Raw genomic sequence first — 24997 nt, 5'->3', positions numbered from 1 at the left:
TCGCGGAGTTCACGTTCTGATTGATCTGACATATTCTATACTCTCCGACCCAGCCAGATTACGCGCCCGATGATGTGGATATCTACCGCATCCACCAGATCGTCCTTGATCGCCGGATTATCGGAAATCACCTCGACCTTGCCCTCTGCAGATGGACGCAGGCGTTTGATCGCGCCGGCTCCGTGGATAGAGCATGCCCAGATCCGGTCGCGCAGATTGACGACCTTCTGCGTCGTGTCGATCACGATCGTGTCGTCATTCAACAACGTGGGAAACATACTGTCGCCCTCGCCGCGGGCGACGAATAAGCTCTCTGCCGGCGCGCGCGTCAGTTTCGCAAGCATACCCGCGTCGAACTGGACCTCCTCGTCCTCAACATAGTCGTCAATGTTCGTGCCTGGGCCCATCGAATAGCTCAGGTCAAAGGATCGAAGGGTGACAACGTTTTCAGCCGCCCGGGAAATCACTTCTGTATACGATTTGGTTTTGCCCGCGCCCGGCGCTGCCCGAACAATGGATGGGACACGATCAGCAGCGCCGACCGCAGCCAGCAGCTTCTCCAGCGTCACGCCACGCGGGCTGATCTCAGAGGACTTGAGGTTCGTAAAAAAGCCCCGATTAATGCCCGCTCTAGCCGCCCATTCGGTTTCAGCTAGGCCCTCGGGTTTAATATCCATAAGCGCATCATAGAGCGCCCGCCCTCGGAGTTCGGAAATAGCCGTCATGTCGGATATTTCCCACGCGGCGGCTGTAGGAGATAGCATGATCTTTCCAACTTGATCGGTCGGATATTTCCGACTAAGTAGGATTTCATGCTTATCCCGCTGGCGAGCGACGCTGACGTCCTGCATCAGATCGAGACCTTTTGTTCAACAAATTCGATGGGGGTCTCGACCTTTGGCCGGTCAGCCCTTGGCGATCCTAATCTCGTGACAAACTTGCGTGCCGGGAGGTCTCTCACTCTGAAGACCGCTAAAGCGGTTCTCGATTTCATTGCCTCATACCCTTCGCAGAGCGCGGCGGCATGAGCGCGCCGGTCTTCATGGGTCTCGACCTGTCCGGTCGCGAGGATCTTACCTTCGTCGTCTGGATGCGGGGCAAGCAGGTCGTTGCCCGCGATGCGGTCGCCCGCTGCGCCGTCTGCGGCAAAGCCAACTGCGATCATAGCGATCTCGCATTCGCGGGCATCGTTCCGCCACCGGTGATGCTTTCATGAGCGTGCCGCGCCCCCGTAAGCTCCGCGACATCGAGATATTTCGCGAACGCCGCGCCTTTCAGCGTGACGACCGGGCCTATCGCAAGTGGTCGGCCTCTGTCCCGCGCTTCGAAATCAGCGCCGTCGCGACCCTCGATGCGTCTGCACTTGGCTTTCCACCTGCTTCCAAAAATTCTCCTCATGATGGAGGATCGCTTGAACAGTAGGGTGCAGCCCCGGGTTTGGCTCGTCACTGGCCAGCCGATTGTAAAGCCCTTCGAGGCTGTCGAGGCTTTCCTCGGTGATGCGGCGGGTCGTTCCGAGCGGGTCGGGCCCGCTGTTGACAAGGAAGTTCGCCCACAGGCTCGCGGTGACATGCATGAGCATGAGAACTTGGGCTTGCAGGTCGAGTTTCTCCGTTTCGTCCATTTCATTTCCTGTGCTGGCTTTGACAACCGCACGGTAGCCGAAGCGGCCGGGGCCACAAGCCTCGGCCGTGGAGGTGTCGGATGAGGCCCCGCACTCAGGACACGACCGATCATGCCGCCCTCCGGTTGATCATCCAGCGCAGCGCGTGCCCTTCGAACGATGCCCTCGCAGCCGCCATCGGCGCGCGCGGAGCGGCTGCCGGTGCCTCCGCGCTCAAGCGGCTGGAGCGCTCCGGCCAGATCACCATCGAGCGGCTGGCCGGCTGGCGGAAGGTCACGGTCACCGAGTTCAACATCACCCGCGAAGGCGAAGACGCATGACCGCGACCTGCCCCCACTGCTCGAAGGACATCAGCGAGGACGCAGCTATCGAGCGCGGCCCCTGGTGGCTCCATCCCGCCGGCGCGTTCCTGCACGGCGATCCGCAGCCGATCAGCCGTCAACAGGCCCGCGTCCTCTACGCCGTCGCTCGCGCCAACGGCGAGCCGATCACGCACCACGACATCCCCGGCTGCGGCGAAGGCACCCTCGCGCATCACCTGCGGATGATCCGCAAGGCCCTCGGCGAACGCTACCCAGTCTCGACCCTCCGTGGTCGCGGCTTCGTCTGGGCGCCGTGCTGATGGCCCGCGCAAAGCCCTCCTCCGACACGTCTCGCAAGATGGCGATGATCCAGTCCCACATTCACGGCCGCACGTCCGCGAGCAGCTCGTCGCTCTCCGCGTCCTACGGCCTCCCCGTCGAACAGGTCCGTTCGATCCTCCGTTACGCAGGAGTTCACGACGATGGCTGACACCGAGCAGAAGAAGGTTTCCAAGACCACGCTGAAGACCGCCGCCCGCTACGTCGCCCGCATGAAGCGCGGCGAGCGCATCCTGCGCGACAGCGCGGGCCGCGTGCAGTGGGCGAGCGGCAAGAGCGTCGGTCGAGTGACCCTCGGCTACCTCATGAACGAGGGCCTCGTGCGCGAGCTCGATACCGACCTGTTCGGCGATCGGTCGCGTGGCCAGACCCTCGGCCTGACGAATTGACCCATGCCAGCCGCCAGCGGGCGCGCCGCCGCATCCTTCGACGCTGACGAACGCGCTGTCATCGCCGCGCGCCGATTCGGCTGGGAGCAGGCGAACTGCGCCACGCTGGCGAAGATCTTCAACACAACGCCCCAGGTAATCGCGGCCATCACTCGCGCCGCGCGCCCCGGGGATCTCGATATCTCTGTTCATAGGTGATCGTATGATCGTTACCCCGCCCAATGTGCTGAGCGCTTCTGCTGCGCTGCATCAAACTTCTTACCGCGCTGCGGTGGCAGGCATTATCAACGGCTTGAAGAGCGAGTTCGGCGAAAGCGACCAGGACATGGCCGAGCGCCTCGGTACGTCTTCGGGCACGATCAACAACGCCAGCAACAAGCGCGGCGACCTGAACGCCGTCACGCTCCTGCGCATCGGCAAGGAATACGGCCTCCATCGCCTCGGGCCCGTGCTCGGCTTGGTCGGCGGAAAGGCAGCACCCGTGGAAGCCGTCTGCACGTCAGACCTCGACCTGCCGGTCCACGCCGCCCGCGGACAGCTGTTCCTTGCCGTCGCCCTCGCTGACCGCGACATCAGCGAAGCGGAGCTGCTCGAAGGCGCCGACGACATCGAAGCCGCTTACGTGGCGTTCGGCCACCTGAAGTGGCGACTGGATGGCGCTCGCCGCCGCCGCGAGGGGGCCGCCTGATGCCCGCACCTCGTAAGGATATGCCGCAGCTGATGGACGCCCTCGCGGAGCGCGTTGCTAATGGTGAGCCGCTCATCGCCGCAGGCGCCGCCATGGGTCTCACAACCGGGCAGACCAACAACGTCTGGGGCCACGTTAAGGCCGGGCTGGGAGCGCAGGCGTCATGAGCGGATGCAAGACATGCGACCAGCCGCTGAACCCCCAGAACAAGAGCGGCTACTGCAAGCGGCACATATCGGCGGCGCTCGCCCAAGATCCTGCATGGCGGGAGAAGCAGCGCAACGCCGCGCGCATGTCCCTCCGCTCAAACCCGGAGCGGCTGGATCGCATGCGAGCGCTGGCGGTCGAGATGGGCAAGCTTCCGCAAGCGGTGGAGGCCCGGCGCAAGCACTGCATCGAACGCGAGCTGTGGAAGGTGGGCAACGCCAGCCAGCCGAAAGGATCAGCGCCGCGCATCAGGGGCGGCCGCCGTCAGTCCGCCACCAAGAACGCCTGGTGCCCGCCTCACCTGCTGGACGACTACAAGGCTCTCACACGCACTGGGTACAGAGCGGCCGAGGCCCGCGCGATCATCGAAGATCAGCACACCGTCGAGATGGCGCGCTTCCGCCGGGCGATAGGAGCCCCGGAAGAGGTTAGCGATGTAGCGATCCTGGCAGCCTTCACCGAGGGATGCGACAAGGCGATGGAAGTGGTGCGCCGCGCAGTTGCTGTCGCGGCCCCGCGCGAGCCATTTGGCCGCGCCCTCGCGGCGGCTGGCAGCATCTTCCAGCTGCAGGAGGACGAGGTACTCTCGCCCAGCTCGGCGTCCCATCTCATGCCAGCCCGCTTTGCGATTGCGCTCGCCCTCAAGCGCGGAGGCATGTCGCTGCCGGTTATCGCGCGATCTCTGAACCGCACTGACCACACTACCGCGATGTACTGGGTCAAGCGGGCGATGGAGCGTGAGTCCGTCGACCCCGAGTTCGCATGCGCCGTCGGTGTGATTGCCAGCGCCTGGGCAAGCCGCGGCGAACAGCGGCTGGAGGCGGCATGAGCAGGAAAACCATAGAGGCGCAGCTGCGCGCCCGCATGACGCCGCGCCCTCCCAGCAGGAAGGGTCACGAGGCCGAGGTGCAGTTTGCTGAGCAGAGGCTGCAGCGCGCGGTGGCGAAGTGCGCCGTCGCGGATGCGGAACACGACGAAGCCGTCCGCTATCTCGAGGTGAAGAAGGCCGCAGAGGCCGCGTTCATCGCCGCGAACCCTGACCCGCAGATTGAGATCTTCTGATGGGCGGTCGAAACCCCTTCGCCGCCAGCCGCAAGCGCGCGCCCGCGCCGGGTAATCCGTTCGCCCCGGCAGAGGCGGCTGGCAACAAGTACGGCGCCAAGAAAACGACCTGCGCGGCTGGACACCTGCACGACAGCAAGGCCGAGGCGAGGCGCTGCAACGAACTGCACCTTCTGCAGCGTGGCGGCGCGATCGTCGGCCTCGAGCAGCAGCCGGAATTCAAGTTCACGGTCGATGGCCGCCCGGTGATGCTCGACAACGGCCAGCAGGCCCGCCTCCGCGCGGACTTCGCCTACGTCGAGAACGGCCGGAAGGTCGTCGAGGATCGGAAGGGCGTGATCGTGCGCGACTTCCCGCTGCGGTGGGCGCTGGCACGCACGCTATGGCCTGAGATCGATTGGAGGGTCGTGTGAACCTCGACACGCTACGCCTTCTGGTGGCCAAGGGCCTTTCCGCCGAGGACATTCTCGAGGTCGCGGAGACCATGGACGTGCCGCCGCCGGTTGAGCGCTCGGCATCTGCGGAGCGTCAAGCGCGGTATCGTGCCCGCAAGGCGCAGGGTAATGCGACAGGTGACGTAACAAGTGACGTAACGCGTTACGCAACGGGTAACGGCGACAAACGTGACGGGACCTCCCTTTCCCGCCTCCCCAATGAGAATAAATCTAACCCCTCCACCCATACCCTCCCGGAAGGGACTACGGGCGCGAGCGAGCCGACCGAACTTGACGGTTCTCCTGACCCTGCCGCCGACGACCTCCCCAAGCCCGCCAAGCCGTCGAAGCCGAAGCGCGCCCTAGCCGATGCCACGCCGATGCCGGCGGGTTGGGAGCCCTGCTTCACGCCAGCCGCCCAGACGATCGTCGACGGATGGCCGCCTGGCATGCTGGACCGGGAGCGGATGGCCTTCGAGGCTCATGCTGCATCGACCGACCGAGTGACCAAGGACTGGCAGGCAGCATTCCGGACGTGGATCGCCAAAGCCGAACAATACAGGACAGAACGACATGGGGATCGAAGCGCGGGCACTGGGCGAGGTTTTGCCGGCAGTCACCAGCCTGACAAGCGGGATGGATTCACTCGCTCCCTGGACGACACCATCGCTCGCGGACGAAGCGCCGCCCCGCCTCTCCAATGACCAGTTTGCCGCTGCGCTGGTTGTCGCCGCCGCGCCGCTGCCCGCGCTGGAAATGGCCGACGATGTATTCCTCGCCCAGATCCTGCGCATGATGGATGTACTTCCCCGCCGTGCTGACGACACCGTGGGCGGAAAGCTGCGCCATCGCGCCTATGAGCTGGCGATCGGGCGGTACCCGCGTCAGGCGATGGAGTTCCTCGTGACCGAGGCCCTGCGCGATTCCAAGTTCTTCCCCAGCACCTCGGAGTGCGTTGCCATCATGGGCCGGTGGCGCCGGGATGATGCCGCAACCCGCTCGAAGCTCGCAGCCGGCGTGGCGGCGCGGCACGAACGTCAGGCGCGCTTTGACGAACTCATGCGCAAGCTGGCCGCCGGTGAATGCGACCAGGCGGAGATCGACGCTCTCGACGACTGGAGCAAGCAGGTCGGTGAGACGCGCGGGCACCTGCGCCGCGAAGAGGATGGCACCTACGTGTCGCGGGTGCGGCCCGCGGATCAGGAGGCCTGACATGGCAGTCGGCATTCCCTTCGAACAGGCAAACCTGATCCTCCGCGCGCCTACACCTGAGGATGCGGCAGCGGGCACGGTCTACGATCTGCACGTGTACCGGTACCGCGACCTCGACGGCAATCCTCAGGTGTTCAGCAAGTGGCAGTTCACGCCCGAGGAGCTGGCCGAGGTCGTCGCGAGCGGTGGCGCCTTCTGGTTCAACTGCTGGGGCCATACGCATCCGCCGATCTGGATCTCTGGAAGCGATCCATTCACACCTCGCAGCGCGTCAACGCCCACGTCCGGAGACGTGCCATGAAGATGTGGTGCATCCTAACCACCTCGCCGAGTCGGACGCTGCTCCTTGCGTCATCGCTTATTGATGCAGGGTATCTTGCATGGACCCCACAAGAGGCGCGGACGGTCCGCGTGGGCAGATCGCGCGATCGCAAGGAGGTATCGCGTGCCATGGTGCCATCCATCGTGTTTGCGGAGTACGATCGAGTTCCGGAGTTCGTCGATATCTCACGCCGCCCCCCCAGCCAATCGATGGGAATGCCCAGCTTCCGCGTGTTTCGGTATCTCGACGGCTATCCTCGTGTCCCTGATCGCGCATTGGATGCTCTGCGCATGGCGGAGCAGCGTGGCCGACCTCGATCGCAGGCCCGCGCGTTCGGGACAGGCGATTTGGTGCGGTTCGCAGATGCGGGGTTCGAGGGCTTGATTGGCAGAGTGCGTGGCACAGCAGGGCGCTATACGCTGGTCGACTTCCCGGGCTTCAACGTCCCGGTTAGGATCCCTGGGAACAGCTTGCTTCCATTAGCGGCGGCAGCTTGACGAATGCACCCATGTTCACGTATTGATCTACTTATCAGCTGCCAGGAGCAGCAGGCGTTCTCAGTTGGCATAGCCACATGCGCACCACCTCACAGGAGCACCTCGCTTCTGGGGGGACGCGCGAAGCGCTTCTGATGCCCACCCGACCACCCAAGTACAACAGCAAGCGCCCTGCCCCCAAGGCATGGGCAACGAGCCGCAAGAGCAGGCAGGCCCGCGGGTACGGGCGCGAACACGAGATCATGCGAGACATCGTACTGCGCGAGGAGCCGCTCTGCCGGGTCTGCCAGTCCGAGGGCCGCGTCACCGCCGCGACGATCGCCGACCACATCAAACCACTGGCTGAAGGCGGCACGAGTGACCGCGAGAACTACCAGGGCATCTGCCGGCCATGCCACCACTTCAAGACCGCTGCCGAGAGCAAGCGGGCGCGAGACAGGAGACGTCAATGGCCGCCATCCCGGTATCAATGAGCGTACCAATGAGCGAGGTGATGAAGGACATGACGCTCAACATCGAGGTGACCGGAAAACTCCGTGCCGCTGTGCGCATCCGGGCCGGTGTGTGGATCATGCGCCTTGCCGCACGAGTCATGGGCGTCGGCGCTTCGTGTGTCGTCGTGGAAATGACGCCACCGCTACGTGACCACGCGTAATTATATTGCCGATCGAGTAATAATATTACTATTGGTTGATATTATATCCGTTTTATGCAATAATATTGCGCGTAATTTAATAACAATTCTGTGATTTATTCAGAGCGCCGGGGGGCGGGTCGAAAGTCCGGCGCCCCGGCGCTCAGGACCGCCCTCCGACCACTTTTTTTGCGCGCACGATTTAAACTTCTGGGACCAATTGAATTTTTGGAGCCCAATTAAATTTTGGAGGTGCCCGCATGCAGCGAGGCCGCAAGCCGGACCCCCCGGCCGTGAAGGCATCGCGGCAGGGTAAGCTTCCCGGCACCGCAGATTTTGGGCGCACCGAGATCATCGTTCCCGGATCGCCACCAGCGATGCCGGACTACCTGACCCCCGGTGCGATCGAGATCTGGCAGGAGAACCTCGGCCGCGTCATGTCGGCTGGCATCGTTGAACTCGATAGCGATCTGTTCGCGCGCTACTGCTCGCTCGAGGAGCTTGTGCGACGGGCGTTCAAGGCCGGTGGTGAGCCGCCCCCGATGGCGTCGCTCACTGTGCTTCGGCAGTATGCCGAGCTTCTCGGGATCGCTGGTCGCAAGAGCCGTGTTGGCAAGGTGACGGATGACCCGACGAAAACCGGCAACCCCTTCGCCCGTAACGGCAACCGGCCACGCCCGTGACTATGCCGCTGTCGCGCTTGCCTATGCCAAGGCTGCGGTGGCGGACAAGAAGCAGCGCAAGTACTGCAAGTTCGTGCGCCAGGCGGCGCAGCGGCACCTCGACGATCTGAAGCGCTCGCGCCGCCGGAACTACCCATACCGGTACGACGAGTGGCACGCGAACGACGTCTGCGACTTCATCGAAAAGCTGCCGCACGTCGAAGGCCAGTGGGAGACTCCGAACCTCTCGCTCGAGCCGGTGCAGGTTTTCATCCTCGCCACCGTGTTTGGCTGGCGGGACAAGGCCACCGGCCTGCGCCGGTTCACCGATGTGTACATCGAGATGGCCCGCAAGGGCGCGAAGTCCACGCTAACGGCCGGTGTCGTCCTCTATTGCGCCTGCTGCGAGAACGAGCCGGGCCCGCTCATCCTGATCGGGGCCACGACCGGCGCCCAGGCGCTGAAGGTTTTCAAGCCGGCGCGCATCATGGCGATGCGCTCTCCCGCCCTTCAGGAAGCCTTCGGGCTTCAGGTCTGGGCCAAGTCCATCACGATCGCCGACAATGCCGGCGAGATCCAGACCATCAACTCCAAGGGCTCGACGCAGGACGGCCACAACCCGCACGTCGCGGTGCTCGACGAGCTGCACGCTCACAAGGATCGCGCGCTCTTCGACGTCATCCACTCGGCGGACGGCTCACGTCGCAACCCGCTGTACTGGAAGATCACGACAGCAGGATTTGACCTGCACGGGGTTTGCTACGAGCAGCGCAGCTACGCGGCCAAGGTGCTGGAGAAGTCCCTCGCTGCCGAGCACTTCTTCGCCATCATCTTCACCCTCGACGAAGCCAAGGATTTCAAGCCCGAGCGCAAGACAGGGGATGACCCCTACGACGAGGCGAACTGGATCAAGGCCAATCCGCTCATGCCCGTCACGCCCAGCCTCGCCGCCATGCGGCGCCAGGCAACGGGTGCGAAGGGCGCGCCGGGATCTGAGGGCGAGTTCTTCACGAAGCGTCTCAACAAGTGGATGGGCGCGGCCAGCGCCTGGTTGAACGTCTCGAAGTGGATCGCCTGCTCGGACCCCACGCTGACGCTGGAAGATTTCCGGGGCCTCGACTGTTACATCGGCGCTGACCTTTCGAACGTGGATGATCTCTCGGCTATCGTGCTTGCAGCGATGGGGGAGGACGATCGCTTGCTGGTGAAGAGCTGGTTCTACTGCCCAGAAGCGCGTCTGTTGCGGGAGGATGCTACCACCAAGCAGGCCACTGAGATGTACCGGAAGTGGGCGAAGGACGGACACCTGGTCACAACCGAGGGCGACTTCATCGACCACCGTGTCATCGAAGCGCAGATCCGGGACCTGAAGGAGCAGCTGGCAGTCCACAAAGCCACCTTCGACCAGTGGAACAGCGGCCTCGCCATGGCTTCCCGATTGAACGAGGATCTGGATGACGGCGGCCAACCCTTCGCCGAGCAGATGTCGAAGAACGCCAACAATTTCACGGACCCCGCCCGGGACATCGAGGCCCGCGTGACGGCCGGTGCGAAACGACTGCGCCACGACGCCAACCCAGTGATGACGTGGATGATCGGCAACGCGGTCGTCGACCGGCGCATCAACGGCAGCCTCCTTCCGAAGAAGGTGACGCCGAACAGCCAGAACAAGATCGACGGAGTAGACGCCATGATCAACGCGACTAAGCCGATGATCCAACCGGACGACATCGACAACACTCTCGACGACTTCATCTCCCAGATGAAAGCAGCCTGATGGGTTTCGGGGAGTGGGTGGGCTCGGTACTGAGCTGGGGCTCGGGCTCACAGAGCAACGGCAAGCTGAGCGGCGCGCCCGAGGACGAGCCGACGCGGCGCAAACATGCGATCGCCTCAGGCATTGATAGTGCTGGCCAGACGGTAAACCAGAAGACCACGCTCGGCCTTCCTGCCGCTTGGGCCTGCGTCCGGCTGAAATCCGACGTCGTCGGGTCCATGGGTATGGGTGTTTTCGAAAAGGCTGCCGACGGCGGTCGGAAGAGCAAGCCCGACCATTGGCTCTACGACCTGGTCCATGAGGAACCGAACCGGGACCAGACCGCTGCAGAGTTCTGGTCTGGGCAGGTCGCCGCGATGGACCTCTGGGGCAACGCTTACGCCGAGAAAGAGACGCTGGGGCAGCGGGTCACCGCATTGACGCCGATCGCGCCGCATCTCGTGCAGGTCGCCCGCAACCGCTACAACGAGCGGGTGTACCTGGTCGCCGACCGAGGCAAGACCGAGGAGCTCCCGGCCGACAAGATCTTCCACCTGCGCGGCCTGACCCTTGGCGGCGACGTAGGGCTTTCAGCTATCGAGTTCGGCCGGCGCACGCTCGGCGGAGCCATGGCTGCCAACAAGACGGCTGCCGATACATTCCGCAGCGGCCTGCAGCTGGCCGGCTTCATGGAAACAGCCGGGACAAAGCTCAGCCCTGAGCAGCGCTCCGACCTTATTGCCATCTTCGACACGTTCGTTGGCGATGCCATGCGCGGTCGCATCGTGCCGCTGGAGAAGGACTTCAAGTTCGCTCCGCTCAAGATGAACCCGGCCGAGGTCCAGCTGCTGGAATCGCGAGCCTGGGACGTCGAGGAAATCTGCCGTTGGTTCGGCATGCTACCAATGCTTATCGGCCATGCCGCCAAGGGCCAGACGATGTGGGGCAGCGGCATCGAGCAGCTCCTGCTCGGCTGGCAAACCCTGCTTCTCAACCCTCTGCTGACCAACATCCAGCAGGCTGTGAAGAAGCAGCTACTGCCCGCCGCAGACCGCAAGCGCGTCTACCCCGAGATCAATCGCGAAGCACTCATGGCCGCCGACAGTGCCGCCCGTGCAGCCCTGTACTCGGCCTTTGGACAGAACGGCGTGATGACGCGCGGTGAGATGCGCTCGAAGGAAAACCTGCCGTCGATGCCCGGCGACAACATCCTGACCGTGCAGTCTAACTTGGTGCCGCTCGACATGTTGGGGAAGACGAGCGCCGGAGCCGACCAGCAAGCTCGCTCGGCTCTCATCAACTGGCTGGGCCTCAGCCTCGATGCCGGAAACCCGGACCCGGCTGAATTAGCCCGCCGAAGCGCCATCATAAATCATCTGGCCGGCGTCCCCCAGGAGAAGTGACGATGAAAATCGACGACGTCATCGCTGAACGTGCGGCGCGCTTCGCGATGCTGCGCGCGCAAGACGAGGCCGGAATGTTCATTCACGGGGATGACATGCGCACTCCCCTGCTTGAGCGCCCGTTGTTCGGTCGCAAGCATAGCGGTGCCCTAAAGGTCCGCGACTTCGATTTCGAGGTGAAGGCCGTCCAGGACGACGGTAGCTTCAACGGCTACGGCTCCGTCTGGGATGTGGTCGACAGCTACAACGAGGTTGTCGCGCGGGGCGCATTCACCGACAGCCTTGCCGAGATACAGGGCAAGGGGCGCCCGGTGCCGATCCTCTGGCAGCATCAGTCCAGCGAGCCGATCGGCGCCTGGTCCAATCTGCAGGAAGACGATCGCGGCCTTTTCGGCGACGGGCAGATCCTTCTCGACGCTGGCGCTATGGAACAGCGCGCCTTCGCCCACATGAAGGCCCGCACCGTCACCGGCCTGTCGATCGGCTACTGGGTTCGCGAGAGCAGTTTCGACGAGAAAACGGGCATTCGCACCCTGACCAAGCTGGATCTCGTTGAGATCAGCCTGGTGACCTTCCCTGCCAACGACGATGCGCGGGTCGAAGCCGTCAAACTGAAGCTCGCCCATGGGGAGCTTCCCACAGATCGCGAATTTGAGAAGTTCCTGCGCGAGGCAGGCTTCTCGAAAACCCGGGCCGCCGGCCTCGTCGGCAACGGCCTGAGTGAACTACGCCGGAGGGAGTCCGAGCGTGACCTGACGAACAACCCGAGCCTCAAGGCTCTTTCGGACACCCTGGCCGGCTTCTCCCTGAAGTCCGCCTGACGCGAGTACCCATCATGAATATGATCGTTTCTGCCGCGGCCCTCGCCGTCGGCGCCCGACATGTGCCGGAGTTTGGCCGCAAGAAGGATGGCGACCAGGAAGAGAAGTCGCTCGACCAGCGTCTCGCCCACGCCCTCGAGGAGGTGAAGGGCTTTGCCGTCGAGTTCAAGACGAAGAGCGAGGCCGGCGAACGTATCACGACCGAAACCAAGGAGAAGGCAGACAAGGCGCTTGTCGACCTGGAAGCCATCCGCGGTGAGGTTACGGAACTTTCCCAGAAGCTTGCCCAGTCCCGCCGCGGCGGCGGTGATGATGAGCAGCTGCTCAAGAGCCTCGGCGTCGAAGTCGCCAACCACCCCGACGTCAAGTCGTACATCGAGGCTGGATGCAAGGGCACCGTCGGTTTCAGCGTGAAGGCGGTCACCACCGCGACCGGTTCGGGTGGCGGCCTGATCCGTCCCGACCGCCAGACCGAGATCGTCGGCCTGCAGCGCCAGCAGATGCGCGTCCGCGATCTCCTGACCCCGGGCCGCACCGATGGCAACTCGATCGAGTATGCCTACCAGACGGCGCGCACCAACGCCGCCGCCGCTACCGCAGAAACGGCGCAGAAGCCCGAATCGAACTACACCTGGGACGTCGCCAATGCCCCGGTTCGCACCATCGCCCACTGGGTCCCGGTGTCGCGCCAGGCGATGGACGACATCCCCCAGCTGGAAAGCCTGATCGACGGCGAACTGCGCTACGGCCTCGACGACGTCGAAGATGCGGAACTGCTCCTCGGGGACGGCACGGGCCAGCACATCAACGGCCTGTACACGCAGGCGACTGCGTATGCTCAGCCGGCCGGGGTCGTGGTCACTGGGGAAACCCGCATCGATCGTCTGCGCCTCGCCATCCTGCAGGTCGAGTTGGCGGACTACGCGCCGGACGGCATCGTCCTGCACCCCACGTCCTGGGCAAATATCGAGCTGACCAAGGACGCGGCGAACGGCTACATCTTCGCTAACCCTCAGGGCGTGGCCGGCCCGATCCTCTGGGGTCGCCCAGTCGTGTCGACCAAGCGCATCGGCGCCTCGAACTTCCTGACCGGCAACTTCAAGCTCGCCGGCCAGATCTTCGACCGCATGGACACTGAAGTCCGCATCTCCGACCAGGACCGCGACAACTTCATCAAGAACATGCTGACCGTTCGTGCGGAAAAGCGCCTCGCCCTCGTGGTGCGTCGTCCCGGCGCGCTGGTGAAGGGCTCGCTGGTCATCGCCTGACCGGCGCGAGGATCGAGGTCCCTCGGAATTCCGAGGGACCTCTTTTCCGGTCAGCGGCGCCGTGTGCGCCTCTGACCTGAGAAGGAGAGACCCATGAAAAACGCATATGTTTTGGACGATCACTTCGGTGACAACGGCAGCGTCACAGCCGGCATGATCCTCACTGACATGGCCAATGGCCGCTTCGAGGAGTTGGAGAAGAAGGGCCTCGTGCGCGAGGCCACCGAGAAGGAAGTCAAGGCTGGTCACCAGCATGCCCTCGACGTCGACGAGTCCAAGCAGGACGATGCCGGCGGCAAGGACGGCCCGAAGCCCGAGAACAAGCAGGCCCCCAAGCCTGACAACAAGGCGGCCTGACCATGGCACGTTCCGCTCGCCGCTCGCGCGGCTTTGTCTGCGTGCCGAGGTTCACCGCTCGGCCGACGATCACCGGCACCGCCCAGGTCGGCCAGACGCTCACGGGCGCGAGCGGAACGATCGCCGATGGTTCGGATACCTCTCGCCGCTGGCTCCGTAATGGTGTGGCCATCGCGGCGGCTACCGCGACAACCTATGTCGTCCAGGCCGCAGATGTTGGGGCAACTCTGACATACGAAGTAACGGCCACCGGCACCCGTAACAGCGCCAACACGGCGCGCGGCGTGTCTCTGCCCACGGCTGCGGCCATAGCCTAATGCGCGTCTTCGTCGTTACGCCGCCTGAGCCTGTGGTCTCGCTTGATGAAGCGAAAGCCCATCTGCGAGTGCGGCATGGCGCCGAAGACGACCTCATCAAAGCCTACGTAGCGGCGGCGACCGGGCACATCGACGGGCCGGAGGGATGGCTCGGCCGCGCGATCGGGATGCAGACGCTGGAGGTTCGCGAAGACGTGTTCCGCGACTGCATGCGCCTGCCGTTCCCCCCGATCGTCGACATTGTCAGCGTGAAGCACCTCGATGCCGCCGCTGCCGAGGTTACCATTCTGCCGTCAGAGTATGAGGTGCGCGGCCTGCTAATCGGTTCGGCTTTCGGGAAGCGCTGGCCCTCGGTGCTCGCCCAGCCCGAATCGGTGCGCATCCAGTACCGGGCCGGCTACGACACCCTCCCGCCAGCTATCCGCGCCGCCATCCTGCTGATGACGGGTGACCTCTACGCCAACCGGGAGACGACGGCCGCCGGCACCAGCACCGCGTCCATCCCGATGTCAACGACTGTCGAAAACTTGCTGCAGCCGTTTCGGGTGTTCGCATGAGCATCGGTAAGCGCGATGTCTTCGTCATCTTCGAGGTTCGCGAGTTCACTCGCGAACCGACGTACGGCACGAAGGTCGAGGGCGGCTGGGTAAAGGCGTCGGATGCCTGGGCCGAAGTGCAGGACGTGCTGCCTTCACGCTCCGAGAACATCGACCAGAACGTCAACATCCAGCGCCGGCCGGCCCGCATCAGAGTGGATTATTTCGACGGGATAGATGTCACATCGAGCATGCGGATCGACATCGACGGTCGCAAGCTCCGCATCGTCGCAGGCCCAGCGGAAAAGGGTCACCGCAAGGAGTGGGAGATGATGGCTGAGGAACTTAGCGCCGAGGGGCATGATCCATGAGCCGGAACTTACCAGTTTCCGGGGCCAAGCAGATCGCTGCGACGCTCACGGCGCTTGGAAAAAGGATTGAGTCCCAAGCTATCCGTTCGGGTCTCGTTGCCGCAGCAAACCCGCCGATGGAGGAGGCGCGTTTGCGCGCCGGGACGTGGTCGGCCCAAGTCGCTGCCGCCATCACAAAGGGCTCGTCCCGGAAAAACCAGGACGGCACCTATTCGATCAGGATCTACGTCGATGAGCGCAAGCCGGACGGGTTCCTGGGCTACTTCGCCGAATACGGGGTTGCACCGCACCTCATCGCGCGAACTGGAGCGCGCCAAGGCCGCGTTGCGATCCGGAAGGCGGCCGAAGGCAAAGGCAAGGTTAACACCGGCGTGCTGAAAATTGGTGACCGCTTCGTGTCCGGCATCGTGCGCCACCCAGGCCACGCAGCACACCCGTTCATGCGAGTTTCCCTCGACATGACTGCGGAACAAGCGATCGCCGCGTTTCGAGACAAGATCGTCGGCGTGGTCGAGCGAAAGACAGGCTTCAACCTCGCTGCGGCGGAAGATGAGGCTGCCTGATGGACGGTGTGGCCGCTATCCGCTCGGTGCTCATTGCTGACGATGAGCTTCGCCTCCTGGTGCCTGAAGATGATACTAGTGCGGGTCCGCGAGGACTGGGGGCCTCGCTCCCGTCGATCATGCTGGAAAGCGTGTCCACGGTGGACCGGAACATCCCGTCGCCTGGCGCATCCCGGCATGTCCACGAGCGCGTGCAGGTCACCGTGATGGCTCGCAATTATCCGGAGCAGAAGGCGCTCCTTCGCGCCGTGAAACGCGCCGCCGCTGACCAAGTCAATCCGGAGGTAGCTGGCATCGCCGACGTGACAATCCACACGGCCGGCGCCGGCCCGGACCTGATGGCCGAAGAGGCCTCCATCTGGATCGGCTCGCAGGACTTTATCACGACCTACACGGAGTCTCGTTGACATGATCGACGCCATCGCAACTCGCCGCACGACCCTAAATGGCAAGACCTACGAAAAGGGCGACACCGTTCCGATGCCTGCAGGCCAGTTCGAAGAACTAAAGCCGACCGGGCGTTTCAAGCGCGGCCCGGCGCAGAACAAGGCGGCTCCGCCGACCACTGCAGCGGCGAAAGCGACCGAAACCAAGTCGAGCGCCCCCGCCGACTGATCCCAGATTGCCGTCCCCGGCGATATCCACCCCCGGCAGACGCCGGGCTTTTCCTCATGGAGAACACAGATGACGGTCTATACTTCGGCCGGGACGAAGCTGCTTCTCGCAAAGGCTGCTCCGGCAACCTACAACGAAGCCGGCTATACGACCCTGAAAGCCACCGCGACGGCCATCGGCGAGGTCAGCGACCTCGGCGATATTCCGGACCGGGTTTATGAAATCGTCAGCTGGCGCAACATCGCCAGTCGCGGCGAAAGCAAGGCCAAGGGCGGCTACACGCTGGGCACCCAGACGGTTACCGTCGGCATCGACCCCGACGACGCCGGGCAGCTGTTGGTTGATACCGCGACCACCGACGACGATCCCTATTCCGTCATCATCTCGCACCCGCGCCTCGGCGACATTTGCGCCCGCGCGCTCGTGATGGGTGGGACCAAGAACTACGGTGATGTGAACACCGTCGCCACCCGCCAGATCACGTTCGAATACACGATCGTTTCGGACGACGAGGATGGCCTGGTCATCATCGCGCCGGATTAACCGGCCTTCGTCGCCCCTGAGCTTCGGCCCGCCCTCGGCGTGGCCTCCTACGTCGGTCGGTCATCAGGGTGATCGGCCGGCACCCTTCCCTGAGAGGTTAATACCCCATGGCTCTGAACATCACGAGCAAGCGCGTCGCCGACGTCAGCGATCTTCCCATCAAGAACGCCGATGGCGTACCCCTTCGCGACCCGGACACGGGCGCCCCGGTCACCGCGACCGTTTTCGGCCCAGGCACGAAGATCTGGCAGGTTGCCGACGCCGCCAAGCGCCGCAAGGCGATCAAGCGTTCGCGCGAGGCCAATGGCAAGTTTGAAGCCGCTCTCGACAATGAGGCGGAAGACACCGTCGAATTCCTTTGTGCGATCACGAAGCGGTTCAACAATCTCGAATTCGACGACGTGCATGGCGAGAAAGACACCGTTCATGCTGTCTACAGCGATCCCCTGCTTGGTTTCATCCGCGACCACATGGAAGCCGACACCAAGAACTGGGAAAATTTTATGAAGGCCTCGCAGGCTCTCTCGAGCTTTGGGTCCGGCAACTCGCCTGGCTAAACACCGCTCCGGCGCCGGAGCATGCCGGGAAGGGAAAAGCCCCCGACCCGGCAACGCGGCTTGAAACGATGAAGGCGCAGGGTCTGGAGCCGGTGCTGCCGCTCAATCCTTTGCCCTACCTATCGGACTGGCTGTTCGAGATCGGGCCCAGCGCGCCGGCGGGCATGGGGGATGCGGCCATCGATTTCCGCCACATGGCGGCATGGACTCGCATCATGGGGGTCGACCTGACCCCATGGGAGGCGCGGACGCTGCGCCGCCTCTCCCGCGCCTACGTCAACCAGCGTGAAGATGCCCGGAAGCCTGCCTGCATCGAACCGCGGTTGAAGGCCGACCAGGTAGCGGCCCAGAAGCGGGTCGATGATCAGTTCACGGCTATGGTCAAGGCTTTCGCGGCACGAAAGAAGGTTTGAACTGCGCTGCCTAGATGTATTGTCGCAGACATGAAATGCATCATCCTCGCGGCCCCGCTGCTCGTTACCCTTTCGGCATGTGGTGAGAGCCCGACCGAGGCGGCAATCAAAGAGTACGAGATGGTCGGAAATCTCACCTCAGTGACAAACGGCGAGAAGTGTCGCGCGGCCCAAAAGGTCGAGGCAGCCGTTTTAGAAGCGCACGACGAAGCTGCGTACAAGGAATGGCACATGCGCGCCTATCTGGACTGCGCGGCCCCGGCAGGTCAACTCGCTGCTCCATAGTTTTGCATCCGCAAATCTAAATACTTAAATCAACCTCCAAGGGCGGCTCAATTAGCTGCCCTTATTTATTAGAAGGATGGCTCATGTCAGGAAACGGTATCCCCGCCGGCCGTCTTTCGATTGAAATCGTGGCGGAAATCGCACGTCTTCAGGCTGACATGGATAAGTGCAAGCGTCTGGTGAGTGCAGCGAGCGGCGATATTGCGCGCAGTGCCAAGTTTGCGAACGACAACCTCGCCGGGATCGGCAAGGGCGCAAGCGCGAACGTAATCGCTTTCTCGCGCGACGTCGCCAGGTTGAAGGCGTCGGTAGATCCCGCATGGGCATCCTTGCAGAAATACAAACAGCAGGTCGCTCTACTCCGCCAGAGTCTGGCCGAGGGTGCGATCACGCATAAACAGTTTGTCGAACAGCTGCGCGGCGCCGTCTCGACATATCAGAACGTGGGCAAGGCCGTTGCGACCAGCAGCGGGGCGAGTAGGCAGTTCGCCATGCAGATGAGCCAGGTGGGCCAGCAGGTCATGGCCGGCACCAGCGCCGTCCAGGCTTTCGCCATGCAGCTTCCTGACATCGCTGTTGGCATGAGCGTCGCGGGCACCAGCACTAATGCCTTCATCAAATTCTTCAGCAGCAGCTGGGGTATCGGCATCACCACCGCCTTGGCTTTGCTTGCGCCCTTGGTGGCCAAGCTGTTTGAGACCAACGACACCTTAGCCGAGGGGGTGGAGAAGCTGCGCAACGACGCGATCGAAACTGTCGCAGTAGCCAAAGCAAAGGATGCATTTGGGAGAACGCTGGAGGGGGTCACTGCCGCAATCCGAGATCAGAACGAAGAACTCGTGAAGTCTCAGACGACCTCCCGGCAAGCTGAAATAGACGCCTACAATCTGGCGAAATCGCATGCCGAAACCGCCCTGCAAATTCGCAGCGAGACGGCGGCTCTTCTTGAGCAGCAGAAAGTATTGGCCGAGAACGCCAAGAGCCAACACATCTTCGCCGGTGGCCCTGGCGGTGCGCAGTCGCTCGTAGCGAACCAGTACGCGGCCGAAGTCGAACGCGTGCAGAAGCGCCTGGATGAAGCCAATGCTGCCATTGCGAAAGCTCTGGAAACTCAGCGCCGTGCTGAGATACCGCTTGATCAGCGCGCCGTGAAGGAGTCGATCGACGCTGCGGCCGCTGCCACCGGCAAGTATGAGCGGAACCTCCAATCGCTCAACGATCAGCGCGCTCGCGGGCTCATCAGCCAAAAGCGATATATCGAACTGGAGACAGCTGCGCAGGTCTCGCGAGACAAGGCGATCAAGGCCGCGGAAGACGCTAAGAAGAAGCCAGCTGGGCCCACTGCCGAGGAGAGGCGCGCCGAGACGCTCGGGAGGGAATCCGCAGCGACTGACGCGCTGATAGCCGGTCTGTACAAGCTGGCCGACGCCTACGGCGTCAGCGACGCGGCTGCGCTCAAGGCCGAAGTAACCGCGCGTGCCCAGGAGCAGGGCATCAGGAGACAGGCCGACGTCGCCGATTACGTCGCGCAGCAGCTTCGCAAGGCGACGGCAGAGCAAATCGTCGCGGGCGCCCAGGCAGCGGCCGACCTCAATCAGCAGGCGCGGGCGCAAAACTTCGTCAACGCCGCGGTGAAGGCCGGGAAGCTAGACGTAGAGAACGCTGCCACCGCTCTTGCCGATATGGCGCAGCAGCGTGGTCTCCTGACCGCGATGAACGTCGCCGGCGCCAATGGCGACGTGCAAGGTTATGAGGCCGCGAAGAAGGCGCTTCAGGCGCTGACTGCTGCCCAGATCGCGGACAACAAGGCGCGTCGCGAAGCGGCAGATCACCTGCTGACTGCTCAGATCAACCGCTCGATCGACGACACGCGCCGCGAGACGCAGCTGACTAAGGATCTAGGCGCCGCCCGTCTGGATGCGCTGCGAGGTCTGTCCGGCGATGCTCTAGAAGACGAGTTGGCGCGGATTGCTGCTGCGCATGCCAAGATCGCCATCCAGATGCGCGCCGAGGCGGATGCCGCGCGTGAACTCGAGATCGGGCATACCGAGGCCGCCGCAGCGATCCGGCGCAAGGCCGAAGCCGACAAGACCCAGGTCGACGTCGCTTACGACATCGAAAAGCAGACCGTCGCGCTTGATCGGTATAACGATCGCCTGCGGCAGACGATCAGCATCCTGGGTCAGCTCGGGAAAGTGGGCGAAGGCCTCGGCGCGATCCTCGGTATTTTGACCGGCAACACCGGCAGCGTGGGCGGCAAGTTGGGCGACCTTCTGAACGTCGGGATGACCGGCACCGACCAGGACGGCAAAAAGATCGCGAGCACCATCGGTGCCGAGGTCAGCAAAGTGTTCAAGAAGGACGGCGCATTCGCGAAAGCGATGGTTCCCCTGCTCCAGGGCGCGGGCACAGGTATGGCCGCTAGCTCGGCGCTGTTTGGCAAGCAGTCGACCTCCGAGCAGGCTGGATCAGCAATCGGCGGCGCTCTCGGCGGCAGCAAGGTAGTCGAGAAAGCGCTGTCGAAAGGGCTGGAAGGCATCGCGAAGGGGCTCGGCGACTTCGCAGGCCCGCTCGGCTCGATCGCCGGCGGTATCATTGGCAATGTCCTGGGCGGACTGATGACGAAGGTGAAATGGGGCCGCGTTGATCTGTCGGCCGCAGGCGTGTCCGGTACGTCCGGCAACAGCGGCTCGTCGGAGAAGGCGGCGCTCGCGGCCGGCAATAGCATCTTCAGCAGCCTGACGGATCTGGCATCGCAGTTCGGCGGCCTCATTGGCGATTTCGGGAATATCAGCGTCGGCGTCCGGCATGGTGACTACCGCGTCAACGCCAGCGGTACTTCTCTGAAGGTCAAGAAAGGCGCCGTCGATTTCAACGACGATGCCGAAGCAGCGATCGCCTACGCCATGAAACTCGCGATCGAGCGCGGCGCCATCACGGGCATCCGTCAGTCGACCAACAACCTGCTGAAGGCGGGTGATGATTTGTCTGCCCAGCTGACCAAGGCGATGAGCTTCGAAGGCGTCTTTACTGATCTGAAGGGCTACCTCGATCCGGTTGGCGCCGAGCTGGACACGATCGACAAGGAATTTGCGAACCTGCGCGCCATCTTCAAGGAGGCCGGTGCCAGTGCTGAGGAGTATGCCCAGCTTGAGCAGCTGCTGTCGATCAGGCGGCAAGAGGCGATGGACAAGGAGAAGGATGCGCTCGACGACATTCGCTCGCGCATTGCCGAGGCCCAGGGCGACGACGCCACCGTGACCGCCATTGCGCGCGCCAAGGAGCTGAAGGACGCCACCAGCGATGCGCAGCGCGCGGAGCTGCAGCGCCTCTATGCGATCGAGGATGCGAACGCGGCGCAGGAGAAGTTAACGGAAGCCCAAGACGCAGCCACCACTGCTGCGGAACAGCTTCGCCAGGCATGGTCATCGATCGGGGACGACCTGATGGACGAGGTCAACCGCATTCGGGGGCTGACCGGGGGCAGCGACGCCGCCAGCTTCGCTGCCCTGCAGGGCCAGTTCAATGCCGCCGTGACGGCTGCGCGCGGGGGCGACCAGGCCGCTGCGGGCAGGCTGGTGGACCTGAGCCAGTCGCTGCTCGAGGTGGCTGGCAACACGGCGACAAGCCGGCAGGAGCTGGAGCGTATCAAGGCGCAGACCGCCGCAACTCTGGAAGGGGTCTACAACGCCATCCAGGCCATGGACGCGTCTGCGACATCGCCCTCGACCGCTGCCGAGACCAGCGCGGCCACCAGCACGTCGACGCCGTCGGCCGAAGCGACCGCGACCAGCGATCTTGCGGCCGAGGTGCGGGGCCTGCGGGCCGAGGTGGTTCAGCTGCGGACGGACATTAATACCGGCAACGCCGCGATTGCAGGTAACACCGGAAAGATTGCGAAGAGATTCGATGACGTGACGGCAGCCGCCGGCGGCAACGCGATCTCGGTGACCGGCACCAAATGAGGGTCATTCGGGCCAACAGCGAGGTCATCGATCTTGGCGTAACTGAAGCGATGCCGACCATCGGCCTCGTCGACTATAGCCGGCGGGAGACCGACGACTTTGGCGTGACGACGGTTGTGGAGCGCGGGTTCGCGCGGCGCATGTCGGTGCGCCTGATCGCGCCGTTCGCCGAAGTCGATGCGCTACAGCGGAACCTGGCGAACCTTCGCGCTCAGGCCGTGCAGTGGGTTGCGGACGAGCGGTTCGACTGGCTCAATTTCCAGGGTTTCTACAAGGACTTCGAAATTGACCTGGCGCTGCCGCCGGTCAGTTACTGCACTCTGTCGGTCGAGGGCCTGACCGCATCGGAACCGTTCGCGGATCCCGGCGGCGATCCGGCGCCAAGCGGCCTGGCGTCTTCACTGCAGCTGCTGCAGCCGGTGCCGGTCGTAGGCGCCGAACTGGTCGCTGCGTCCGTTCCAGAGACTGACTATCCCGAATGGGCGGTGGGCGACACCTACCCCCTTGGAGCGCACGTCATCAAGGCGGCGACGCACCGGATCTACGAGAGTGTAGTTCCGGGCAACTTGGGTGACGATCCCGCGGCCGCGTCCGGCAAATGGCTCGACATTGGCCCCACGAACCGGTGGGCTATGTTTGACGAGGCGCTGGGGTCGGCAACCTCGGCAGCGAACCAGATCTCGGTGACGATCGCCGCCGGCGTGATCAACGCGGTTGCGCTGCTCGACGTGCACGCGGCGACGGTGCGTGTTCAAGCTGGGGCGTATGACCGGACCACGGCGCCGAATGAAAGCGGCACCGTCACCTTCCTCGATCTGCCGTCTACGGGCGGCCAGGTTACCGTGACTATCGCGGGGCCAGGCATCGTCGAGGTGGGCACGCTGCTGGTCGGCGACTTGGTCGGCCTGGGCTCTACGACCGATTCCCCGAAAGCCGCGATCGACGATTACAGCCGCAAGGAAGCCGACGAATTCGGCGAAGTCATCGTAGTCGAGCGCGCCTGGGCGAAGCGCATGACGGCCCGCGCGATGATCCGGACCGACGCCATCGATGTCGTCGCCGGCCGCATCGCGGCGGTACGGGCCCGTCCGGCGCTGTGGATCGGCAAGGATGGGCTGGAAAGCCTGACCATATACGGGTTCTTCAAAGACTTCTCGATCGAGGTTGACGCGACGGTCAGCCGCCTCTCGCTTTCGATCGAGGGCTTGAGCACGGCAGGCAAAGTTGAGCCTTTGGGTGCTGCCGTCGATTGGCCGGACATTGCGGATCCGGATGGCACCAAGCCGGAGGAGAACGCTACTGTGGGCGCCCCTCCGGGCACGCCCGTAGGCGATGGCAACGCGCAGGACGCGATGGATGCGCTGAAGGCGCTCGCATCCACCACCACCGCGGCAGACATCGTGGAGGGCGCTAAATCCCTCGTCGAGCGGCAGCGCAACAACCTGCTCGCCACCTACAACATGCAGATCCTCGCCGAAGAGCGGAAGGACAGGTGGGAACGGCTGACGCATCTCGATGGCAGCGAAATTGGAACCCGCGTCCGGCAGGAGATCAACGAACGCACCGAACAGGGCGAGGCGCTCATAGAGATGCTGACCTCGATCGAGGCAACCGCCACCGACGGTATCGATGCCGCCATGGCCGCGATCGAACTGGAGCAGGTCGTGCGCGCTTCTGCAGACTCGGCCGAAACGGCTGCACGGGAATTGGCCATCTCGCTCTTTCAGTCCGATGTCGGCGGCTTGGTCTCTGACCTGCAGGCAGCGATCGTCAGCGAGGCTTCGACCCGGGCCGACGCGGACAGCGCCGAGGCCGATCTACGTCAGGCCCTTGCGGCCACTTTAGACGGCGCCGTGAACGACCTGAATGCAGCGATATTGGTCGAGCAAAACGCGCGCGTTACCGCAGACGAAGCCGAGGCGACGGCGCGGGCCGCGCTGGCAGCAACTCTCTCTGGCGGCATTGCCGATGTCAGCGCCCTCGTGTTGGAAGAGCAAACTGCGCGTGTGAGCGAGGATGAGGCGCTGGCCTCCCAGCTGTTCGCGCTCGAGACCACGTTCGAAGGCCAGACCGCCGAGATCGTGATCCTGGCAGAATCCGTTGACGGATTGTTCCTGCGCTACGGCGTCAAGCTGGATAGCAACGGACATGTCATCGGCTTCCTTGCCAATAATGACGGGGTCGAAGGCGGCTTCGACTTTGTCGCCGACTACTTCCGGGTTTGGGATGCAGCTGGCACCTTCAGCCAGGCCGTGTTCGAGATCGACGGCGACACCGTGAAGATGCCGAACGTTGAGGTGGACCGGCTGAAGGCTGGATCGGGCAACAGTGCGCAATTCGCTGCGGTCGCTGCCTCAACGCCGGTACCCGGTGCCGGTATGGGCACTAAGCTGACAGTGCTCACGCGCACCGTCACGCTCCTTGCGCCTGGCTCCATCCAAGCCCTCGCCGCACTGGCGATCAGTTACGCCGGTTCAGTTTCCAACTCGAACCTGACGCTTCGGATCGGCGGCGTTCAGGTCTTCTCGGTCGGCGGCGCGACCAGTGAAATCTCGGCGGTTCTCGCCGGCTCGAACACCTTGGCGGCGGGTACCTACAGCGTCGAAGTCGCCTTTGAAGGACCTTCCAATATGACCATCATAGGCCGCAACCTCGCTACGACGATCGTCTACTCATGACGGCGGTCGTCTTCTTCGATCCAGCCACCGGCGTCATCAGCGAGTGCGCCACGGGGCCGATCGAGTGGGCACAGGTCGATGGCCGTCCCTTCGTCGAAGTCACTGAATTCCGTCCCGACTGGGATGCCACGCACATCGTTGTCGATGGCCATGTCACCCGCAAGCCGAAGGATTGAG

General features: G+C 63.6%; 35 protein-coding genes. 33 read left to right on the top strand and 2 right to left on the bottom strand.

All coding sequences use genetic code 11. From position 1 onward, the window contains the following. Positions 1-35 precede the first annotated feature (35 nt). Entirely contained in the window at positions 36-851 is an 816-nt protein-coding gene (locus PMI02_RS26100; RefSeq protein WP_052025707.1) for a LexA family transcriptional regulator, read from the bottom strand. 173 nt (positions 852-1024) lie between these two features. Between PMI02_RS26100 and PMI02_RS22665 the strand changes: the two genes are divergently transcribed. Then, a complete protein-coding gene (locus tag PMI02_RS22665; RefSeq protein WP_007687396.1) occupies positions 1025-1216 on the top strand; it encodes a hypothetical protein in 192 nt (63 codons plus the stop codon). 114 nt (positions 1217-1330) lie between these two features. Here PMI02_RS22665 and PMI02_RS22660 read toward each other — a convergent pair whose 3' ends face one another. Then, the gene (locus PMI02_RS22660; RefSeq protein ID WP_007687394.1) at positions 1331-1624 is read right to left on the bottom strand and encodes a hypothetical protein; all 294 of its coding nucleotides are present in this window, start codon (positions 1622-1624) and stop codon (positions 1331-1333) included. Positions 1625-1704: 80 nt separating this feature from the next. Here PMI02_RS22660 and PMI02_RS22655 point away from each other — a divergent pair, with 80 nt between their 5' ends. From PMI02_RS22655 to PMI02_RS22500, 32 genes are all read left to right on the top strand, one after another. Beyond that, a complete protein-coding gene (locus tag PMI02_RS22655; RefSeq protein WP_007687392.1) occupies positions 1705-1944 on the top strand; it encodes a hypothetical protein in 240 nt (79 codons plus the stop codon). Next, positions 1941-2246 (top strand): hypothetical protein, encoded by a 306-nt coding sequence (locus tag PMI02_RS22650; RefSeq protein WP_007687390.1) that lies wholly within the window; start codon positions 1941-1943, stop codon positions 2244-2246. Before PMI02_RS22655 ends, PMI02_RS22650 begins: the two co-directional genes overlap by 4 nt. Before the next feature lie 162 nt (positions 2247-2408). Further along, the gene (locus PMI02_RS22645; protein WP_007687386.1) at positions 2409-2654 is read left to right on the top strand and encodes a hypothetical protein; all 246 of its coding nucleotides are present in this window, start codon (positions 2409-2411) and stop codon (positions 2652-2654) included. A gap of 3 nt (positions 2655-2657) precedes the next feature. Continuing rightward, positions 2658-2852, top strand: coding sequence for a hypothetical protein (locus tag PMI02_RS22640; protein ID WP_036505076.1), 195 nt, complete (start codon positions 2658-2660; stop codon positions 2850-2852). Between the two features lie 94 nt (positions 2853-2946). Continuing rightward, the gene (locus tag PMI02_RS26095) at positions 2947-3342 is read left to right on the top strand and encodes a hypothetical protein (RefSeq protein ID WP_157222658.1); all 396 of its coding nucleotides are present in this window, start codon (positions 2947-2949) and stop codon (positions 3340-3342) included. Further along, on the top strand, positions 3342-3509 hold the full coding sequence (locus tag PMI02_RS27440) for a hypothetical protein (protein WP_007687381.1): 168 nt from the start codon (positions 3342-3344) through the stop codon (positions 3507-3509). Before PMI02_RS26095 ends, PMI02_RS27440 begins: the two co-directional genes overlap by 1 nt. Beyond that, positions 3506-4378, top strand: a complete 873-nt coding sequence (locus tag PMI02_RS22630; protein WP_007687379.1) for a hypothetical protein — start codon at positions 3506-3508, stop codon at positions 4376-4378. Before PMI02_RS27440 ends, PMI02_RS22630 begins: the two co-directional genes overlap by 4 nt. Then, the gene (locus PMI02_RS22625) at positions 4375-4611 is read left to right on the top strand and encodes a hypothetical protein (RefSeq protein ID WP_007687377.1); all 237 of its coding nucleotides are present in this window, start codon (positions 4375-4377) and stop codon (positions 4609-4611) included. Before PMI02_RS22630 ends, PMI02_RS22625 begins: the two co-directional genes overlap by 4 nt. Continuing rightward, entirely contained in the window at positions 4611-5024 is a 414-nt protein-coding gene (locus PMI02_RS22620) for a DUF1064 domain-containing protein (protein ID WP_007687375.1), read from the top strand. Before PMI02_RS22625 ends, PMI02_RS22620 begins: the two co-directional genes overlap by 1 nt. Positions 5025-5618: 594 nt before the next feature. Continuing rightward, the gene (locus tag PMI02_RS22615; RefSeq protein ID WP_007687374.1) at positions 5619-6257 is read left to right on the top strand and encodes a hypothetical protein; all 639 of its coding nucleotides are present in this window, start codon (positions 5619-5621) and stop codon (positions 6255-6257) included. A gap of 1 nt (position 6258) precedes the next feature. Beyond that, a complete protein-coding gene (locus PMI02_RS22610; protein WP_007687373.1) occupies positions 6259-6558 on the top strand; it encodes a hypothetical protein in 300 nt (99 codons plus the stop codon). 595 nt (positions 6559-7153) lie between these two features. Then, positions 7154-7549: an HNH endonuclease gene (locus PMI02_RS22600; RefSeq protein ID WP_007687372.1), complete on the top strand. Its 396-nt coding sequence runs from the start codon at positions 7154-7156 to the stop codon at positions 7547-7549. Between the two features lie 8 nt (positions 7550-7557). Then, positions 7558-7731: a hypothetical protein gene (locus tag PMI02_RS22595; RefSeq protein WP_157222657.1), complete on the top strand. Its 174-nt coding sequence runs from the start codon at positions 7558-7560 to the stop codon at positions 7729-7731. A 239-nt stretch (positions 7732-7970) separates the two neighbouring features. Then, complete coding sequence (locus PMI02_RS22590; protein ID WP_007687370.1) at positions 7971-8393, top strand: hypothetical protein; 423 nt, start codon at positions 7971-7973, stop codon at positions 8391-8393. Positions 8394-8466: 73 nt separating this feature from the next. Continuing rightward, positions 8467-10149 carry a terminase large subunit gene (locus PMI02_RS22585; protein ID WP_238539144.1) on the top strand — a complete coding sequence of 561 codons (1683 nt, stop codon included), beginning with the start codon at positions 8467-8469 and terminating at the stop codon, positions 10147-10149. Continuing rightward, positions 10149-11531, top strand: a complete 1383-nt coding sequence (locus tag PMI02_RS22580) for a phage portal protein (RefSeq protein ID WP_007687366.1) — start codon at positions 10149-10151, stop codon at positions 11529-11531. The genes PMI02_RS22585 and PMI02_RS22580 overlap by 1 nt, the downstream gene beginning before the upstream one ends. A 2-nt stretch (positions 11532-11533) precedes the next feature. After that, positions 11534-12352 carry an HK97 family phage prohead protease gene (locus PMI02_RS22575; protein ID WP_007687364.1) on the top strand — a complete coding sequence of 273 codons (819 nt, stop codon included), beginning with the start codon at positions 11534-11536 and terminating at the stop codon, positions 12350-12352. A gap of 20 nt (positions 12353-12372) precedes the next feature. Continuing rightward, positions 12373-13620, top strand: a complete 1248-nt coding sequence (locus PMI02_RS22570) for a phage major capsid protein (protein ID WP_238539143.1) — start codon at positions 12373-12375, stop codon at positions 13618-13620. Positions 13621-13713: 93 nt separating this feature from the next. Further along, on the top strand, positions 13714-13977 hold the full coding sequence (locus tag PMI02_RS22565; protein ID WP_007687360.1) for a hypothetical protein: 264 nt from the start codon (positions 13714-13716) through the stop codon (positions 13975-13977). Positions 13978-13979: 2 nt separating this feature from the next. After that, a complete protein-coding gene (locus PMI02_RS22560; protein ID WP_007687358.1) occupies positions 13980-14294 on the top strand; it encodes a hypothetical protein in 315 nt (104 codons plus the stop codon). Further along, positions 14294-14851 (top strand): head-tail connector protein, encoded by a 558-nt coding sequence (locus PMI02_RS22555; protein ID WP_007687356.1) that lies wholly within the window; start codon positions 14294-14296, stop codon positions 14849-14851. Before PMI02_RS22560 ends, PMI02_RS22555 begins: the two co-directional genes overlap by 1 nt. Beyond that, positions 14848-15201: a head-tail adaptor protein gene (locus tag PMI02_RS22550; RefSeq protein WP_007687355.1), complete on the top strand. Its 354-nt coding sequence runs from the start codon at positions 14848-14850 to the stop codon at positions 15199-15201. Before PMI02_RS22555 ends, PMI02_RS22550 begins: the two co-directional genes overlap by 4 nt. Next, the gene (locus PMI02_RS22545) at positions 15198-15764 is read left to right on the top strand and encodes a hypothetical protein (protein WP_007687353.1); all 567 of its coding nucleotides are present in this window, start codon (positions 15198-15200) and stop codon (positions 15762-15764) included. Before PMI02_RS22550 ends, PMI02_RS22545 begins: the two co-directional genes overlap by 4 nt. Continuing rightward, positions 15764-16171 (top strand): DUF3168 domain-containing protein, encoded by a 408-nt coding sequence (locus tag PMI02_RS22540; protein ID WP_007687350.1) that lies wholly within the window; start codon positions 15764-15766, stop codon positions 16169-16171. Before PMI02_RS22545 ends, PMI02_RS22540 begins: the two co-directional genes overlap by 1 nt. A 1-nt stretch (position 16172) precedes the next feature. Next, positions 16173-16379: a hypothetical protein gene (locus tag PMI02_RS22535; RefSeq protein WP_007687349.1), complete on the top strand. Its 207-nt coding sequence runs from the start codon at positions 16173-16175 to the stop codon at positions 16377-16379. Positions 16380-16448: 69 nt separating this feature from the next. Continuing rightward, positions 16449-16922 (top strand): hypothetical protein, encoded by a 474-nt coding sequence (locus PMI02_RS22530; RefSeq protein ID WP_007687347.1) that lies wholly within the window; start codon positions 16449-16451, stop codon positions 16920-16922. 107 nt (positions 16923-17029) lie between these two features. Next, on the top strand, positions 17030-17479 hold the full coding sequence (locus PMI02_RS22525) for a hypothetical protein (protein ID WP_007687345.1): 450 nt from the start codon (positions 17030-17032) through the stop codon (positions 17477-17479). A gap of 68 nt (positions 17480-17547) precedes the next feature. Beyond that, positions 17548-17892: a hypothetical protein gene (locus tag PMI02_RS26090; RefSeq protein ID WP_007687343.1), complete on the top strand. Its 345-nt coding sequence runs from the start codon at positions 17548-17550 to the stop codon at positions 17890-17892. 30 nt (positions 17893-17922) lie between these two features. Next, positions 17923-18177 (top strand): hypothetical protein, encoded by a 255-nt coding sequence (locus tag PMI02_RS22515; RefSeq protein ID WP_007687341.1) that lies wholly within the window; start codon positions 17923-17925, stop codon positions 18175-18177. Between the two features lie 83 nt (positions 18178-18260). Next, positions 18261-22142 carry a hypothetical protein gene (locus PMI02_RS22510; RefSeq protein WP_007687339.1) on the top strand — a complete coding sequence of 1294 codons (3882 nt, stop codon included), beginning with the start codon at positions 18261-18263 and terminating at the stop codon, positions 22140-22142. A 50-nt stretch (positions 22143-22192) separates the two neighbouring features. Further along, on the top strand, positions 22193-24820 hold the full coding sequence (locus PMI02_RS22505) for a hypothetical protein (protein WP_157222656.1): 2628 nt from the start codon (positions 22193-22195) through the stop codon (positions 24818-24820). Further along, complete coding sequence (locus tag PMI02_RS22500) at positions 24817-24996, top strand: hypothetical protein (protein WP_007687335.1); 180 nt, start codon at positions 24817-24819, stop codon at positions 24994-24996. The genes PMI02_RS22505 and PMI02_RS22500 overlap by 4 nt, the downstream gene beginning before the upstream one ends. The last annotated feature ends 1 nt before the right edge of the window (position 24997 follow it).

Origin of the sequence: Novosphingobium sp. AP12 (assembly GCF_000281975.1) — a bacterium.
Lineage (GTDB): Bacteria > Pseudomonadota > Alphaproteobacteria > Sphingomonadales > Sphingomonadaceae > Novosphingobium.
This window is presented reverse-complemented; position numbering and strand designations above follow the sequence as displayed.